This window comes from Paraburkholderia sp. J76 (genome assembly GCF_905220295.1).
Lineage (GTDB): Bacteria > Pseudomonadota > Gammaproteobacteria > Burkholderiales > Burkholderiaceae > Paraburkholderia.
The window spans coordinates 55,693-69,437 of record NZ_CAJMZJ010000001.1 but is presented as its reverse complement, the minus strand read 5'-3'; the positions used below and the strand labels follow the sequence as shown (position 1 = coordinate 69,437).

Genomic DNA, 13,745 nt, shown 5'->3' with positions numbered 1-13,745 from the left:
CGCTGCCCGAACGCAATACTGATCGCTCCACCAGGGAGAGACGTATGGAAACGGACATCATGAAACGAAACGCGCACGCCAACGAGCGCGTGCTGATTGTCGGCGGCAGTTCCGGCATGGGTTTCGCGCTCGCGCAAAGCCTGCTGGAAGACGGCGCGCAAGTCATCGTCGCCGGGCGTTCGCCTGCAAAGCTCGCCGAAGCGAAGGAGCGTCTGCCGCATTCGCACAACGTGCGCACTTTCGCCGTGGATATCGCGAGGGAAGAGCAGGTGGCCGCGCTGTTCGCGTTCACGGGGGCGCTCGATCACATCGTGACGACCGCCGCCGATATCGAAGGCGCGTATCGGCTCTTGCCGTCGCTCGAACTCGACGCCGCGCGGCGCGTGGTCGACTCGAAATTCATCGGCCCGTTGCTGCTCGCCAAACACGGCGCGCCCGTGCTCGCGTCCAATGGCTCGATCACATTTACGTCGGGCATCGCCGCGTATCGGCCCGCGCCGCGCGGCTCGGTGGTGGCGGCCATCAACGGCGCGCTAGCCTCGCTCGCCGCCGCGCTGGCCGTGGAGCTAGGGCCGAAGCGCGTGAACGTGGTCTCGCCGGGATGGGTAGATACGCCGATCTGGACGTTCGTCGCCGGCGACGCGAAGCAGGACACGCTCGACGCGATGGCCGCGCGTCTTCCCGTTGGCCGCGTGGGACAGCCCGAGGACATCGCTCACGCCATCCGATTTCTGATGGAGAACGGGTTTGTCACCGGGACAGTGCTGCATGTCGAAGGCGGTCACCGTCTGTCGTGACGATGGCGGACTCGCGCGCGGCGGCGAGAAATTCGCGCAGAACCACGGGCTGTGTGCGCCGTGCGCGCCAGCTCATCACGACGGGCACGCTCGCCGCATCGCCGGCCCAGGCGAGCACCGTGAGCGGCTCGCGCGCGTCTGCGGCGACGAGCGCGGGCACGAGCGCGCAGCCCAGCCCGCTTTCCACCAGGCGCACGATAGCCGCGATGCTGCCGAATTCGCCGGCGAGGCGTGGTGCGGGCGGCACGCCGCGCGGGGACGCCGGAAACGCGGCATCGAACATCTGCCGATAGACGCAGCCGGGCTCCGTCACGAGAAACGCTTCGTTCGCCAGGTCGGCGGCCGTGACGGCCGCGCGATTCGCGAGGCGATGCCGCGGCGGCGCGATGACGACAAGCGGTTCGCGCCCGACCACTTCGCTTTCGACGCCAGCGGCCGCTACCGGCTCGCCGAACATGAAGCCGACGTCGAGCGCGCCGCTCTTCACGCCGCTGCGCAGCGCAGCGCTGCCCGCCACCTTCAACTGGAGTTCCGTGGCCGGATGTGCTCGCCGGAAAGCCGCTAGCAAGGGCGGCAAGCGCGAAACGCAGAGCGTTTCGAGCGCGCCGACGCTCAGCGCGCCCGCTGTCACGCCCGCCGCTTGCGCGACGCTGGCGCGTGCCTCCTCGGCGAGACTAAGCAGATCGCCGGCGTAGTCTTGCAGGCGCTTGCCCGCTTCGGTCAACGCGAGCTTGCGCCGCGAGCGGTCTAGCAACGCCGCGCCGAGGTCCGCTTCGAGCGCCTGAATTTGCTCGGTGACGCTCGATTGCGCGAGGTGGACCTGCTCGGCCGCCCGCGTGAAGTTCAAAGTCCGCGCCACGGCGAGGAAGGTCTTGAGATGGCGGAGTTCCATGGTCTGCGCTTGAGGGCTGGTCCAGGGGCAAGAGGTGCATCTTACGCCGACCCTGCGAGGCGGACCGGGACGACGCGGTCCGCCGGCGTCGGGACGCCCCCGCGGGGTCGAATCAGCGTGGCGCAGCGGGGTTCAAAAATCTTCGCGCAGGGCCTTCAAAAATGCGCGGCGAGTCGATACAATGGCGACCCTTCGAGCCCAAGAGGCGAGAAGGAACGGGGTCAAGCAACATCAAGTGAGCCCCGTGTTGTATTGGAATGCCGACGTGGTGAAATTGGTAGACACGCTATCTTGAGGGGGTAGTGGCGAAAGCTGTGCGAGTTCGAGTCTCGCCGTCGGCACCAGGAATTGCATTCGCGCGATTACGCCGCGAATTGAGCAAGAAAGCCGGCTTATCAGCCGGCTTTTTGTTTTGTCGGGAAATGATAAGGATTCCGACATAATGGGCTGCGACGGGAGGCTTGCGAGGTTGCGCGGGCGCCGTATATAATCGCGGCTCTTCGAGCAGGTCCGTTAGCCGGGGTTGCTCGATTCCGCGTCATCCCACTGGCGCGGAAGCCGTTCTGCATGGGGGTATAGCTCAGCTGGGAGAGCGCTTGCATGGCATGCAAGAGGTCAGCGGTTCGATCCCGCTTACCTCCACCAACAGAACGCGTGGCCTTCGGGCACGTTGCCTCATCATTCGTTCCAATTCCCCACGCCGCACCGATATTCAGGCATCCTTTGTAAAGGATCGCATTCGCGCGTCTGCTGTCATAGCGGCAATGCGTGCGTCGACAGAATCTCCTTGAGCACCATGAAGCTGCGTATTTGCCGCACGCCCGGCAAGTACAACAACTGTTCCGCGTGCAACTGGTTGAAGCTTTCGTTGTCGCGCGTGCGCACCAGCATGAAATAGTCGAATTCGCCGGTCACGACATGGCATTCCACGCACCCTGAAACTTTCTGTGCCGCTTTCTCGAATGCGGCGAATGCTTCGGGCGTCGAGCGGTCGAGCACGAATCCGATCACGACCAGCATGCCCGCGCCGAGCGGCTTCGGGTCGAGCAACGCGACAATTCCGCGTATCAAGCCCATCTCCTTGAGCCGTTCCACGCGCCGCAGGCACGCGGGCGCACTGAGCTTCACCCTCGCGGCGAGGCTCACGTTCGAAATCGATGCGTCCTGCTGCAAGTGCCTGAGTATCGCGCGATCGATGCGATCTAATGCGGGCGGGCTGTGGGGCGCAGCGGGGGATTCTCTGGTTAATTTCATTGCGTCCTCTCGGCGTTCGGCAAATTAAAAGTATTCAATAGCCAGTGAGATCGCTTTAAACGTAGGTCGTCGGCATTTTTTTAGCAAGCTCATTTCGTGGCAGGACGCCTAACATTTCTCCATCGGATGGCGCGCGATAGCGCACACCGACCGTTGACCACGCCCCGCATGAGCCGACCTTCCGGAGATATACGATGAACCTCCAGCGCTTTCCCCGCTATTCACTGACGTTCGGACCCACACCCATCCAGCCGCTCAAACGCCTGAGCGAGCACCTCGGCGGCAAGGTCGAGCTATACGCGAAGCGCGAGGACTGCAACAGCGGGCTTGCCTTCGGCGGCAACAAGACGCGCAAGCTCGAATACCTGATTCCCGATGCGCTCGCCCAGGGTTGCGACACCCTGGTTTCGATTGGCGGCATCCAGTCGAACCAGACGCGGCAGGTCGCGGCCGTCGCCGCGCATCTCGGCATGAAGTGCGTGCTGGTCCAGGAGAACTGGGTCAACTATTCCGACGCTGTCTACGACCGCGTTGGCAACATCCAGATGTCGCGCATGATGGGCGCGGACGTGCGGCTCGTGCCGGACGGCTTCGACATCGGCATTCGGCCGAGTTGGGAGGAAGCGCTCGAAAGCGTGCGCGCGGCGGGCGGCAAGCCGTATGCCATACCGGCGGGCTGTTCGGAGCATCCGCTCGGCGGCCTCGGGTTCGTGGGCTTCGCCGAGGAAGTGCGGGCGCAGGAGGCGCAACTGGGCTTCAAGTTCGACTACGTCGTCGTGTGCTCGGTGACGGGCAGCACGCAGGCAGGCATGGTGGCCGGATTCGCGGCCGATGGCCGCGCGAGGCGCGTGATCGGCATCGACGCTTCGGCTACGCCGCAGAAAACTCACGCGCAAATCACGCGGATCGCGCGTCATACCGCCGGGCTCGTCGATCTCGACCACGATATCGGCGAGCACGACGTGATTCTCGACACGCGGTACGCCGGGCCGGAATACGGTTTGCCGAACGAAGGCACGCTGGAGGCGATTCGCCTGTGCGCGCGGCTGGAAGGCGTGCTCACCGACCCGGTGTACGAGGGCAAGTCGATGCACGGCATGATCGACAAGGTGCGCCGGGGCGAATTCGAGCCGGGGTCGAAGGTGCTGTACGCGCATCTGGGCGGCGTGCCCGCGTTGAGCGCGTACAGCTTTATCTTCCGCGACGGTTGAATGGCGCCGACGGTTCGCTGGAGCGGGCGGGAGAGTGTTACCGCGCAGCGCGCGCAATCGTCAGCCGTTGTGCTGGGACACCTCTGCGGTATCGGCTGCCGCGCCCGTTTCCAGCGGAGCTGGCGGGGCGCCCGCGTCGTCGCCGAGCAAGGGGCGCTCGGGATGCACGAACAGCCATAGCAGCGCGCCGCAAGCCGCCGCCGCGCCGATCACGATCATGCCGCTGCCCCAGCTATGCGTGACCTTGACGATCAGCGCCAGCGTCATGGGGCCCGCGACGTTCGAAAGGGCGCCCCACACGTTCGTCCAGCCCGACATGACGCCGGCAAACGCACGCCCCAGATCCTGCGTGGCGGACCACACGACCACCTGCACGAAGCCCACCGCGGCGAAGGACAGGCACAGCAAGCCGATCACCACGGCCATCGAATGCGCTCGCGAGGCCGCCGCCAACGCAAGCGCGCTTACGACAAATCCGCTCATCGCAACGGGCGTGCGCGCCCGATAGATCGAGCCGGTCTTTCCAAGCAGCCAGTCGCTGAACGCCCCCGCGGCGAAAACAGCCACGAACACCGCCACCCACGGCAACGACGCGTAGAGGCCCATCGCCTTGAGCGAAAGCCCACGCGCGCGCATGAGGTACGTGGGCAGCCACGTGGTGTAGAAACTCTGGATCAGCACCAGCAGGAAGTACTGCACGCCGAAAATCCAGAAGCGCCACTGCCGCAGGCAGCGCCTGAGCGCCCCTCTGGCCGCGGTGCGCTCGGGTGGCTGGCCGGCGGCGATGTACTCGACCTCTGCCTTCGTTATGAGCGGATGCGCCGCCGGGGCGTCCCGGTAGCCGAACCACCAGATCGCGCCGAGCAGCAGGCCCAATGCGCCGAAGCCGTAGAAAACCGCGTGCCAGCCGAACCGCGAGATGGTCCACGCTGTGAGCGGCGCCGAAACGATCGGGCCGAGATAGAGCCCCGCGAGCAGCAGGGCGTTGCCTTTCGCGCGCTCGCTGGCCGGAACCCAGCGCTTGAGTGCGACGACGCTGCTCGACCAGTCCGCCGATTGCGCGCCGCCCAGCACGAGCCGGCACCCGAAGAGCCACGCGAACGAGGTGCCGAGCGGCGTGGCGAGCATCATGAGCGACCACAGCGTGCTCGTGCCGAACAGCACCTTGCGCGATCCGAAGCGTTCGGCGGCGCGGCCGGCCGGGATCTGCCCGATGGCATAGGCCCAGAAGTAGATGGTGAGAATCATCGACATTTCGACGATCGACAGGCCCAGTTCGCTCTGGATCGTCGGGGCTGCCACAGCCATGGCCGTGCGGTCGAGCGTCATCACGAACGTAAGCGGCGCAACGAGCAACGCCACGATCTTCCAGCGGAGATGGTTCACGTTGTGCAACATCGTTCAACTCCCTGCGGCGTGCCCGGAAAGCTTTATACGGGGAATCGCGAGAATAGTTCGGATATCTGAGGAATTACGCGTCGCCGCCGGCGTGATCGCGATCCGCCGCCTCGAAGCCTTCGGGGTCGCGCTCGGCCCACTGTCGGGCCCACGCTTGCAGCGGCTCCAGTGCGGCCCGGAGTTTCCTGCCTTCAGCCGTCATCCGGTAACCGCCTTCGCCGTGCTCGACAAGACCGGATGCCCTCAATTCCGCGAGCCGCGTATTGAGCAGACGGGCATTGGTGTCACAGGCTTCCTGGAGCGCGCGGAACGTCAGCGCCTCGCTGCGGAGTTCCCACAGTATCCGCAGTGCGGTTCGCCGCCCGAGCAGGTCCAGCACGACCATGATCGGCCGTCCGGTGGTCGAGCCGCGAACGGGCTGTCCTGGTCGTGGAATCTTCATGCTTTACTTTTTAAAGCATCGCGTCCTGAGTGTCAACCCGTCAAAAAAGGCAGGACTACGCATGATGTGAAAAGCGATGTCCGAGGTCGCGCAGCCACGCAAGGAAGATATTGATGGCGGGATCGTCGAGGCGCGCGTCGCGAACATAACTGCAGTAGCGCCATGCCGGTAACGCGGGGCCGTCGAACGGGAATACGAGGCGGCCTTCCTTGACGTCGAGCGCGACTAGCGCGGTCGGGCCCATCGCAATCCCCAGACCGTCGATGGCGGCTTGCAGCGTCAAATAAAAGTGGTCCAGTTGCTGGGAATGGCGGGGCGCAAGCCCAGGGTGGCCGCTCGCCGCAAGCCATTCCGCCCAGAGGCCGGGATAGGTGGCGGTGTGAAGCAGGGTGTGGTGCGTCAGGTCCGCGACGCGGTGTATCGGGTGCGTTTCTAGCACCCTGGGCGAGCAAACCGGCAGCCGGACTTCCGACAGGAACTCCGCGACCGCATACCCCGCCGACTTCTGTTCGCTGCCGCGAATCGCCACGTCGCAATCGTCGCCGAGTTTTTCGATTGGCTCGTCCGAAGTCGTCAGTCGCACTTCCACCGCCGGATTGGTCAACTGGAAGCTGGAAAGCTGCGGCAATAGCCAGCGTAGCGCGAACGTCGTGGGCGCGTTGACTCTCACGATCTGCGCGCGCGTGGCCCGAAGTTGCTCGCTGGTCGCGAGCGCGATGCGATCCAGCGCCGCCGACACCTCGCTCAGGTAAGCGCGCCCCGATGCCGTCAACACGACCCTTCGGCCGCGACGCTCGAACAGGTCGAGTCCGAGCCAGTCTTCGAGTTGCCGCACTTGCCGGCTAACGGCTCCGTGCGTGACGCAAAGCTCGTCGGCGGCGAGAGAAAAACTCTCAGCGCGCGCGGCGGCTTCGAATACGCGCAGGGCGTTCAGCGGCGGCAGACGACGAGACATCGCGTGATTTCCTATGTGAGTTTTCCTGACAGATAGCGTGAGTTTACATCGCTTTTCGCGGCGGCATATGAGCCATATATTTAGCGCCTTGGCAGCGGTTCCGGATTCGGGATCTGTTCGATTTACTCACCAGGGGAAATATCGCATGTCGAATGTCGTCGTGGTCGGTGCGCAGTGGGGCGACGAGGGAAAGGGCCGGATCGTGGATTGGCTCGCGGAGAAGGGGGACATCGTCGTTCGTTATAACGGCGGAAACAACGCCGGTCACACGCTGGTGGTGGATGGCCAAACCTACAAGCTGGCGCTGCTCCCCAGCGGTGTGGTGCGCGGCAAGCTGGGCCTGATCGGCAACGGCGTCGCGCTGGACCCCGAGGCGCTGCTCGCGGAGATCGACCGCATGGCGGCGATGGGCATACGCGTGACGCCCGAGGTGCTTCAAATCGCCGATACGGCCACGCTGGTCCTGCCGATCCACCGCGCCATCGACGCGGCCCAGGAACGCCTGCGCGCCAAGCCGCTCGGCACGACCTTGCGCGGCATCGGGCCGGCCTACGAAGACAAGATCGGGCGCCGCGGCCTGCGCGTGTGCGATCTCGCCGAACCGGAGCTGCTGGCCGGGAAGCTCGCCGTATTGCTCGACCACCACAACGCGTGGCTGCGTGGATCGGGCGAGGAGCCGTTCCCGCTGGAGCCGATGCTGAGCGGCCTGCGCGCGATGGCGCCGCGCATCCTGCCGTTCGTGGGCCGCGTGTGGGAGCAACTCGACCGCGCCCATTCGGCGGGCAAGCGCGTGGTGTTCGAAGGCTCGCAAGCGGTCATGCTGGACGTGGATTGGGGCAGCTATCCCTACGTCACGTCGTCGAGCACCATTGCCGCGGGCGCGGCCAGCGGCGCGGGCATTGCCCCGTCGCGCCTCGGCAACGTGCTTGGCGTCAGCAAGGTTTATGCGACGCGCGTTGGCGAAGGCCCGTTCACATCGGAACTGGATGGCGCGCTCGGCGACGCGCTCAGGCAGCGCGGCGGCGAGTACGGCGTCAACACCGGACGGCCGCGCCGCTGCGGTTGGCTGGACACGGTGCAATTGCGTCAAAGCTGCAAGGTGGCGGGCATCAACCAGCTCGCGCTGACCAAGCTCGACGTGCTCGATGGCTTCGAGTCGGTGCAACTCTGCGTGGGCTATATGCTCGACGGCGAGCGCATCGACTACCTGCCGTCCACGAATGCGGAGCAGCAGCGCCTGCAGCCGGTTCTCCGGCACTTCGACGGCTGGACCGGTTCGACCCGCGGCGTGCGCTCGTATGGCGACTTGCCGAGGCAGGCCGCGGCGCTGATCGAAGCGATTGCGCATGAAGTCGGCGTTCCGGTGGCAATGGTCACAACCGGCCCCGAACGCGACGACGCGATCGTCCTGCAATCGCCGTTCGCGTAGGCGCGGCGGCGCGGGCTCTATTCCTCGCTGGCCAACCTTGAACGGATCTCCTCGGCCGGGAGGTCGCGCTGATGGGTGGCGATCTGCCAGGTGTTGCCCCACGCGTCTCTGACCATTGCGCGCCTGTCGCCGTATGGCAGGTCGGCCGGCGGCTCGAGCGAAGTCGCGTTTGCGTCCAGCGCTCGCTGGTAGGTCGAATCGGTGTCCTCGACATAGACATAGAGGAACGCCGGCATCGGATCGCGAAGGCCGTCCGAGCCGCTGACCATCACGACGGAATCGCCGATCCTGATTTCGGCGGGCAGACCGTGGCGGAATTCGCCCTGCGCCTGAAACACCGTCTTGATGAAGGCGACCAGGTTTTCCGCGTCGCGCACGACGATTCGCGGCGTGACGGCATGCCATCCATCGGGCTGAAATCGGGCCATGTTGCGCAGCCTCGCAGGAGATTCGCACAGGGCATTGTGCGCCGCGCGCCGCCGTGGCGCTATGCGCGTTTGCGCAGTGGATCGAGCAAGCCCTTCAGGCCGTTATGGTCCAGCTCGTGCATCAGCGCGAGCAGCCGGCCGATCTCGCCCGGCGGAAACCCCTCGCGGGCGAACCAGTTGAGGTAATGCCCGGGCAGGTCGGCAATGAGCCGGCCTTTGTATTTGCCGAAGGGCATGGCGAGGGTGACGAGGCGCTCGAGGTCTGGGGCTTGCATGCCGGTATTGTGCACGTTACGCGCGCGGCGAGCGGACTCCGCCGACAATCACGTCCCGGCGCGGGAAGCCTGAACCTCGATATCGTCGGCGAACTTTCGCATCAGGCGCACGAGTTCGTCGATTTCGCTCTCGTCCCAGCGGGCGAACAGCGACTGGCCCAGCCGATCGCGTGCGGCGTCCACGGCGTCGGTCATCGCGCGGCCCTTGGGCGTCACGACGACTTGCCGAACGCGGCCGTCTTCGACGCCCGCGCGCCGCTCGACCAGCCCATGACTCTCGAGTTTCCCCACCTGACGGCTGACCGTGGTGTGGTCGCGGCCCACGCGTCCGGCGAGATCGACCACGCCGATGGGACCGAGCCGCTCGACCAGCACCAGCAGCGGAAACAGCGCGCGATCAAGCGAAATGCCCGCCTCCCGGACCATTTTCTCGTCGAGTTCAGGCCGGTTCATCACGCTGACAATGCTGATCAACGCGAGATGCAACTCCCGGATGCGTTTGGATATATGTGTATCTTGCACATTTTTTCTGGGCGACATACTATTCCTCCTGTTGCGTGCATATTACACATAACGGAGCGAAAGATGACGAGAACTTCAACTGTCGACGTAGTGATCAGCGGGGCGGGCGCTGCCGGGCTGACGCTTGCCATCGAACTGGCGCGGCGCGGCGTGTCGTTGCGCGTGCTGGACAAGAACGACGGGCCGTTTCGCGGCTCGCGCGGCAAAGGCATTCAGCCGCGAACGCAGGAAATTTTCGAAGACCTCGGCATCCTCGACCGCGTGGCGGTTGCGGGGGGCGTGTATCCGCCGCAGCGCGAGTATCGTGCGGATGGCAGTTATGCCGAGTCGGCCATCGTCGAGCACGCCTCTCCGACGCCGGCCGAACCCTGGTGCCAGCCATTGCTCGTTCCTCAGTTCCTGACCGAAAAGATCATGCGCGAGCGGCTCGCCGAACTGGGCCATGGGGTCGAGTACGGATGCGAACTGGTCGGCGTGGAGCAGGACGAAGACGGCGTAACGGCGCGCATTGCCGGCGCGGCTGGCGAAGGGATCGTTCGTGCGCGCCATCTGGTCGGCGCCGACGGCGGGCGCAGCTTCGTGCGCGGGGCGCTCGGCATCGGCTTTCCGGGTAAGACGCTCGGCGTGCGCGCCATCGTGGCTGATGTGCGTCTCACCGGGCTGGAACGCGACGCATGGCATCGCTTCGGCGACGGCTCGATGGAGCGCCAGCTCGCGCTATGTCCGCTCGCGGGCACGGACCTGTTTCAGATCCAGGCGCCCGTCCCGCTGGAAGGCGACGTCGATCTCTCGGCCGCCGGCCTCGCAGCCATGGTGGCCGAGCGCAGCGGCCGCGCCGATATCGGCGTTCAATCGGTATCGTGGGCATCCGCGTACACCATGAACGCGCGGCTCGCCGATCGTTACCGGGAAGGCCGCGTGTTCCTGGTCGGAGACGCCGCGCACATTCACCCGCCGACGGGCGGACAAGGGCTCAACACCAGCGTGCAGGATGCCTATAACCTCGGCTGGAAGCTGGCGGCCGTGATCGCGGGCGCTCCCGCCGCGCTGCTCGACAGCTACGAGGAAGAACGCCGGCCAGTCGCAGCCGAGATGCTGGGTCTTTCGACAAAGCTGCTCGACGCGATGAAGCGGGGCGAGCTTCGGCGCGGCCGCGAAGTGCGGCAACTCGACATCGGTTATCCGGAGTCATCGCTTGCGATGGCGTGTCCCGAACGCGCTGCCGGGCTGGCGGCCGGCGACCGCGCGCCCGACGCTCCGATTCGTCGCGCGACGGGCCATGCAACGCGTGTCTTCGAGTTGTTCAGGGGTACTCACTGGACACTGCTCGGTTACGACGTGGAACGCGATTGCGTGGCGCCGCGACGTGGTTTGCGCATTCATACCTTCGGCGTGCGCGGCGATGTCGTCGACGATGGCGGTCATTTCCGCGATGCCTACGGGCTGCGGTCTGGCGAGTGGGTGCTCGTGCGCCCGGATGGTTATGTCGGCGCGATTGTCGCGACTGACGGGATTGAGGCGCTGGAGAATTACTTTCGGATTGGCGGGGTGGGGTTTTGAGCCAGGGTGCGGTCAGCTCAGGGATGAATGGTTTCGCCGCGACTCAGCATGCCGATGAACTCCTCGATCTTGCGCACCCGTGTTGCGGGCTTTTTGGCGTTCTGTATCCGAAACAGGATGGCGTAGCGGTTGCGGGCATTCAGCGTCGCAAAGAACGCGCGGGCCTTGGGATTGGCATCCAGTGCGGCCTGCAGATCGTCTGGCACGACTGAGTTGCTGGCCGATGTATAGGCCGCCTGCCATCGACCATCTTCTTTGGCTTTCTCGATTTCCTGCAAGCCCGAAGGAAGCATTCTGCCTGCGGCGATCAGCGCTTCGGCCCGGTCTTTGTTAAGACTGGACCAGATACTTTTTGCAGAGCGCCGAGTGAAGCGTTGCAACCAGTATTCTTCGCTTTCAGTCTGCTTTTGACCGTCGATCCAGCCATGACAAAGGGCACTTTCGAGCGCCTGTTCGTAAGTCAAGGTCGGTTGTCCGGCGCCTTTTTTGGCAAGGCGCAGCCATATTCCCGCCGAAGTACCGCCGTTTTGCGTCAACCAGTTTTCCCATTCATTCTGATCGAGGAATGTCAGGCGAAGCTCAGTCATGGAGGATCCCGATAGTTGCGTTCACGCAGCGAGGCTTTTCGTTCACTGAAACCGGTTACACTCGGCTTCGTACCGAACTTGCCGCGCCGCCATGGACTCCCAGCTTTTAATCATATGCGGACTAACATTTGTGATCCATGTGATTGCAACTTTGGCTTATGCGGTTCGCATTGCGGGTGTTCGCACTCGCCGGATCGCGCTGTCGTTTTCGCTCTTCGGGATCATTGCTCTCGTTTCGAGAACGGCCAACTCCTTTCAAGGGCCATTTATCGCCAAGCGCGTGGAGCTTGATATCTCTCACCACGCTGGTCGAGGGTTGCTCGGTGATTTCCGCCTTTTCCTGCTAACGGCCACGGTGGCCAGCATCGCTGGAACATTCCTGATTCCGACGTTTCAGCGCTATTTCAGCCGCGCGGTTAACCACTTCCAGGCAAATCGCTCGCTTTCCCGCTTGCTGCTTCACATATTCAGCCGCGGGGGCATTAACTACGTTCGAATGGGCGTGCGGTTGCCGTCGCGAAACAACGTCATCCAGTTAGCGACAGGAGCCGGCGTTTCCTGGAAGGTCATAGCATTGAACGTATTGGCGATGGCAATCTGGACGGTTGGCGTCTTTGCATCGCTTTATGCCGGGTACTTGAAGCCGGAACTACGAGTGACATGCGCGAACCTGTCGTCGGTGATAAATGGCTTCGCGACAGTGGTGCTCGCGATTGTCATCGACCCTCAGGTGTCGGTAATGACAGATGATGTGATCGAAGGCCGGCTCTCTGAAAATCGTTTCCGGCGGGCCATCACCACGCTCGCCGGAGCGCGAGTTCTCGGGACGTTGTGCGCACAGGCGGTGCTGGTTCCTGCAGCGGTCGTCATTGTTCGTGTTGCCGAGCTTATTTGAGGGGGGTTTAACGGACGGTTGGGGTTACGTCGCTCGGGAAGCTGTCGATTTGTCAGGTATGTCTGATCAACATGTCATGTTCGCATGGAGCATTCAATGCTGCGTTTTGTCGTAGTCCGTGGGGTCCTCGCGTGGGGAATTGGTACGGCGGTCATTTTCACTGCGATCCAGTTTCTTCAGCATCACGAAGTCGGCGCGCTGGATGTCGCCAGAAATATCGGCACGTTCATGATTGCCGGTATTTTCTGGGGATTCTCGGTGTGGTGGCTGCGCGGCCGCAAACAAAGAAAGTCGCGAAACGACCTGTGAGTCAAGCCGTTCTTCCATGCAACTCCAGGATTTCTGGGCGGCGGACCAAACGCTTCCGCCGTCGTTGCGACTAACTATTTGTCGTGTTGTGCTGCGGGACGAAACTAATTTCCGCTTACGAGATTCTTTGTCTCCAGCGTAATTGCCGACAGACCTTTTTCCACGATCTCCTGCCAGTCGCTAGAAGTCACGACCTGTTTGGATTCGCTAACGTGCGTCTTGACGGTCTGCTCGCCGTGAAGTGCGCCTACGTCGCCGGACAGTTGAAGTTCCGACTTCTGGTTGGTCGTAACGGACCAGAAGCCGGGCTGGAACCATGCCCAGAAATCGATAATCTCCGCTGTTACGGGTGCGGCGGCCGCGAAGTTGGGGTCGCCTTGCCTCACCACGATGTAGCCGGCCTCTTGAAAGCCTCTCTCCAGTGCGTTTTCAACTAGGCCCGAGACCGTCTTCCCTTCGGGGAGGACCACGTCGCCGAGTGCCTTGCCGTAACTGTTTCTCTTCCGGCCGATTGCACGAGCTTTCGATGCATCGCTGGAGTCTTCGGACGGGTCGAGCGACGCGATATCGGCCTTGGGAGGGGCAACGGCAAAAGTACGTTTATCTTCGGCGGGGGCAATGCGTACGTACTTTCCTGTCGTCGGATTCGTGCCCTGAGGTGACGAGACATCGACAGTTGTGCGACCTACAGCGCATCCCGCGAGGATTGAGAAAGCGACGCCATAGAACGCGATTCGACGCAACAGCATGATTGTTTATCTCCTGGTTGATTATTCTGGTCGGCGAGCCGA

Annotated in this window: 16 protein-coding genes and 2 tRNA genes; 8 read left to right on the top strand and 10 right to left on the bottom strand. The window is 63.7% G+C overall.

The window, feature by feature from the left end:
• The first annotated feature begins 59 nt into the window (after nucleotides 1–59).
• Nucleotides 60–797, top strand: a complete 738-nt coding sequence (locus tag U5768_RS00385; protein ID WP_322028401.1) for an SDR family oxidoreductase — start codon at nucleotides 60–62, stop codon at nucleotides 795–797.
• On the opposite strand, the gene U5768_RS00380 is transcribed toward U5768_RS00385, so the two are convergent.
• On the bottom strand, nucleotides 751–1,689 hold the full coding sequence (locus tag U5768_RS00380) for a LysR family transcriptional regulator (protein WP_322028400.1): 939 nt from the start codon (nucleotides 1,687–1,689) through the stop codon (nucleotides 751–753). The two genes, U5768_RS00385 and U5768_RS00380, sit on opposite strands and share 47 nt — an antisense overlap.
• A 259-nt stretch (nucleotides 1,690–1,948) precedes the next feature.
• Here U5768_RS00380 and U5768_RS00375 point away from each other — a divergent pair.
• Both U5768_RS00375 and U5768_RS00370 read left to right on the top strand, forming a co-directional pair.
• Nucleotides 1,949–2,033 (top strand) — tRNA-Leu (locus U5768_RS00375).
• A gap of 225 nt (nucleotides 2,034–2,258) precedes the next feature.
• Nucleotides 2,259–2,334, top strand: a tRNA-Ala gene (locus U5768_RS00370).
• 108 nt (nucleotides 2,335–2,442) lie between these two features.
• Here the strand turns inward: U5768_RS00370 and U5768_RS00365 are convergent.
• Complete coding sequence (locus U5768_RS00365) at nucleotides 2,443–2,943, bottom strand: Lrp/AsnC family transcriptional regulator (protein WP_322028399.1); 501 nt, start codon at nucleotides 2,941–2,943, stop codon at nucleotides 2,443–2,445.
• Between the two features lie 194 nt (nucleotides 2,944–3,137).
• Here U5768_RS00365 and U5768_RS00360 point away from each other — a divergent pair, with 194 nt between their 5' ends.
• Nucleotides 3,138–4,154: a 1-aminocyclopropane-1-carboxylate deaminase gene (locus U5768_RS00360; RefSeq protein WP_322028398.1), complete on the top strand. Its 1,017-nt coding sequence runs from the start codon at nucleotides 3,138–3,140 to the stop codon at nucleotides 4,152–4,154.
• Nucleotides 4,155–4,214: 60 nt separating this feature from the next.
• Here the strand turns inward: U5768_RS00360 and U5768_RS00355 are convergent, their stop codons facing one another.
• The 3 genes from U5768_RS00355 to gcvA all read right to left on the bottom strand — a co-directional run bounded on the left by U5768_RS00355 (nucleotide 4,215) and on the right by gcvA (nucleotide 6,949).
• Nucleotides 4,215–5,552, bottom strand: coding sequence for an MFS transporter (locus U5768_RS00355; protein ID WP_322028397.1), 1,338 nt, complete (start codon nucleotides 5,550–5,552; stop codon nucleotides 4,215–4,217).
• Between the two features lie 73 nt (nucleotides 5,553–5,625).
• On the bottom strand, nucleotides 5,626–5,994 hold the full coding sequence (locus tag U5768_RS00350; RefSeq protein WP_322028396.1) for a winged helix-turn-helix transcriptional regulator: 369 nt from the start codon (nucleotides 5,992–5,994) through the stop codon (nucleotides 5,626–5,628).
• Nucleotides 5,995–6,049: 55 nt separating this feature from the next.
• The gene (gcvA, locus tag U5768_RS00345) at nucleotides 6,050–6,949 is read right to left on the bottom strand and encodes a transcriptional regulator GcvA (protein WP_322028395.1); all 900 of its coding nucleotides are present in this window, start codon (nucleotides 6,947–6,949) and stop codon (nucleotides 6,050–6,052) included.
• A gap of 145 nt (nucleotides 6,950–7,094) precedes the next feature.
• Here gcvA and U5768_RS00340 point away from each other — a divergent pair, with 145 nt between their 5' ends.
• Nucleotides 7,095–8,378, top strand: coding sequence for an adenylosuccinate synthase (locus tag U5768_RS00340; protein WP_322028394.1), 1,284 nt, complete (start codon nucleotides 7,095–7,097; stop codon nucleotides 8,376–8,378).
• 17 nt (nucleotides 8,379–8,395) lie between these two features.
• Here U5768_RS00340 and U5768_RS00335 read toward each other — a convergent pair whose 3' ends face one another.
• The 3 genes from U5768_RS00335 to U5768_RS00325 are packed head-to-tail and all read right to left on the bottom strand — an operon-like array spanning nucleotide 8,396 to nucleotide 9,555.
• Nucleotides 8,396–8,806, bottom strand: coding sequence for a VOC family protein (locus U5768_RS00335; protein ID WP_322028393.1), 411 nt, complete (start codon nucleotides 8,804–8,806; stop codon nucleotides 8,396–8,398).
• 59 nt (nucleotides 8,807–8,865) lie between these two features.
• On the bottom strand, nucleotides 8,866–9,081 hold the full coding sequence (locus U5768_RS00330; RefSeq protein WP_322028392.1) for a DUF3820 family protein: 216 nt from the start codon (nucleotides 9,079–9,081) through the stop codon (nucleotides 8,866–8,868).
• A gap of 48 nt (nucleotides 9,082–9,129) precedes the next feature.
• Complete coding sequence (locus tag U5768_RS00325) at nucleotides 9,130–9,555, bottom strand: MarR family winged helix-turn-helix transcriptional regulator (protein ID WP_415913822.1); 426 nt, start codon at nucleotides 9,553–9,555, stop codon at nucleotides 9,130–9,132.
• Between the two features lie 111 nt (nucleotides 9,556–9,666).
• Here U5768_RS00325 and U5768_RS00320 point away from each other — a divergent pair, with 111 nt between their 5' ends.
• Nucleotides 9,667–11,163 carry an FAD-dependent oxidoreductase gene (locus U5768_RS00320; protein ID WP_322028390.1) on the top strand — a complete coding sequence of 499 codons (1,497 nt, stop codon included), beginning with the start codon at nucleotides 9,667–9,669 and terminating at the stop codon, nucleotides 11,161–11,163.
• Nucleotides 11,164–11,180: 17 nt separating this feature from the next.
• Here the strand turns inward: U5768_RS00320 and U5768_RS00315 are convergent, their stop codons facing one another.
• On the bottom strand, nucleotides 11,181–11,750 hold the full coding sequence (locus tag U5768_RS00315; RefSeq protein WP_322028389.1) for a YdeI/OmpD-associated family protein: 570 nt from the start codon (nucleotides 11,748–11,750) through the stop codon (nucleotides 11,181–11,183).
• 91 nt (nucleotides 11,751–11,841) lie between these two features.
• On the opposite strand from U5768_RS00315, the gene U5768_RS00310 reads away from it, so the two are divergent.
• Together U5768_RS00310 and U5768_RS00305 are read left to right on the top strand one after the other, a co-directional pair.
• The gene (locus tag U5768_RS00310; RefSeq protein WP_322028388.1) at nucleotides 11,842–12,645 is read left to right on the top strand and encodes a lipid II flippase Amj family protein; all 804 of its coding nucleotides are present in this window, start codon (nucleotides 11,842–11,844) and stop codon (nucleotides 12,643–12,645) included.
• Nucleotides 12,646–12,741: 96 nt separating this feature from the next.
• A complete protein-coding gene (locus U5768_RS00305) occupies nucleotides 12,742–12,954 on the top strand; it encodes a hypothetical protein (protein WP_322028387.1) in 213 nt (70 codons plus the stop codon).
• 104 nt (nucleotides 12,955–13,058) lie between these two features.
• Here U5768_RS00305 and U5768_RS00300 read toward each other — a convergent pair whose 3' ends face one another.
• A complete protein-coding gene (locus tag U5768_RS00300) occupies nucleotides 13,059–13,703 on the bottom strand; it encodes a flagellar biosynthesis protein (RefSeq protein WP_322028386.1) in 645 nt (214 codons plus the stop codon).
• Between the last annotated feature and the right edge of the window lie 42 nt (nucleotides 13,704–13,745).

What these genes read in the sequence shown, in the direction of transcription:
- U5768_RS00385 (WP_322028401.1), top strand. Translation starts at nt 60, where the DNA reads ATGAAACGAAACGCGCACGCCAACGAGCGCGTGCTGATTGTCGGCGGC.
- U5768_RS00380 (WP_322028400.1), bottom strand. Translation starts at nt 1,689, where the DNA reads ATGGAACTCCGCCATCTCAAGACCTTCCTCGCCGTGGCGCGGACTTTG.
- U5768_RS00365 (WP_322028399.1), bottom strand. Translation starts at nt 2,943, where the DNA reads ATGAAATTAACCAGAGAATCCCCCGCTGCGCCCCACAGCCCGCCCGCA.
- U5768_RS00360 (WP_322028398.1), top strand. Translation starts at nt 3,138, where the DNA reads ATGAACCTCCAGCGCTTTCCCCGCTATTCACTGACGTTCGGACCCACA.
- U5768_RS00355 (WP_322028397.1), bottom strand. Translation starts at nt 5,552, where the DNA reads ATGTTGCACAACGTGAACCATCTCCGCTGGAAGATCGTGGCGTTGCTC.
- U5768_RS00350 (WP_322028396.1), bottom strand. Translation starts at nt 5,994, where the DNA reads ATGAAGATTCCACGACCAGGACAGCCCGTTCGCGGCTCGACCACCGGA.
- gcvA (WP_322028395.1), bottom strand. Translation starts at nt 6,949, where the DNA reads ATGTCTCGTCGTCTGCCGCCGCTGAACGCCCTGCGCGTATTCGAAGCC.
- U5768_RS00340 (WP_322028394.1), top strand. Translation starts at nt 7,095, where the DNA reads ATGTCGAATGTCGTCGTGGTCGGTGCGCAGTGGGGCGACGAGGGAAAG.
- U5768_RS00335 (WP_322028393.1), bottom strand. Translation starts at nt 8,806, where the DNA reads ATGGCCCGATTTCAGCCCGATGGATGGCATGCCGTCACGCCGCGAATC.
- U5768_RS00330 (WP_322028392.1), bottom strand. Translation starts at nt 9,081, where the DNA reads ATGCAAGCCCCAGACCTCGAGCGCCTCGTCACCCTCGCCATGCCCTTC.
- U5768_RS00320 (WP_322028390.1), top strand. Translation starts at nt 9,667, where the DNA reads ATGACGAGAACTTCAACTGTCGACGTAGTGATCAGCGGGGCGGGCGCT.
- U5768_RS00315 (WP_322028389.1), bottom strand. Translation starts at nt 11,750, where the DNA reads ATGACTGAGCTTCGCCTGACATTCCTCGATCAGAATGAATGGGAAAAC.
- U5768_RS00310 (WP_322028388.1), top strand. Translation starts at nt 11,842, where the DNA reads ATGGACTCCCAGCTTTTAATCATATGCGGACTAACATTTGTGATCCAT.
- U5768_RS00305 (WP_322028387.1), top strand. Translation starts at nt 12,742, where the DNA reads ATGCTGCGTTTTGTCGTAGTCCGTGGGGTCCTCGCGTGGGGAATTGGT.
- U5768_RS00300 (WP_322028386.1), bottom strand. Translation starts at nt 13,703, where the DNA reads ATGCTGTTGCGTCGAATCGCGTTCTATGGCGTCGCTTTCTCAATCCTC.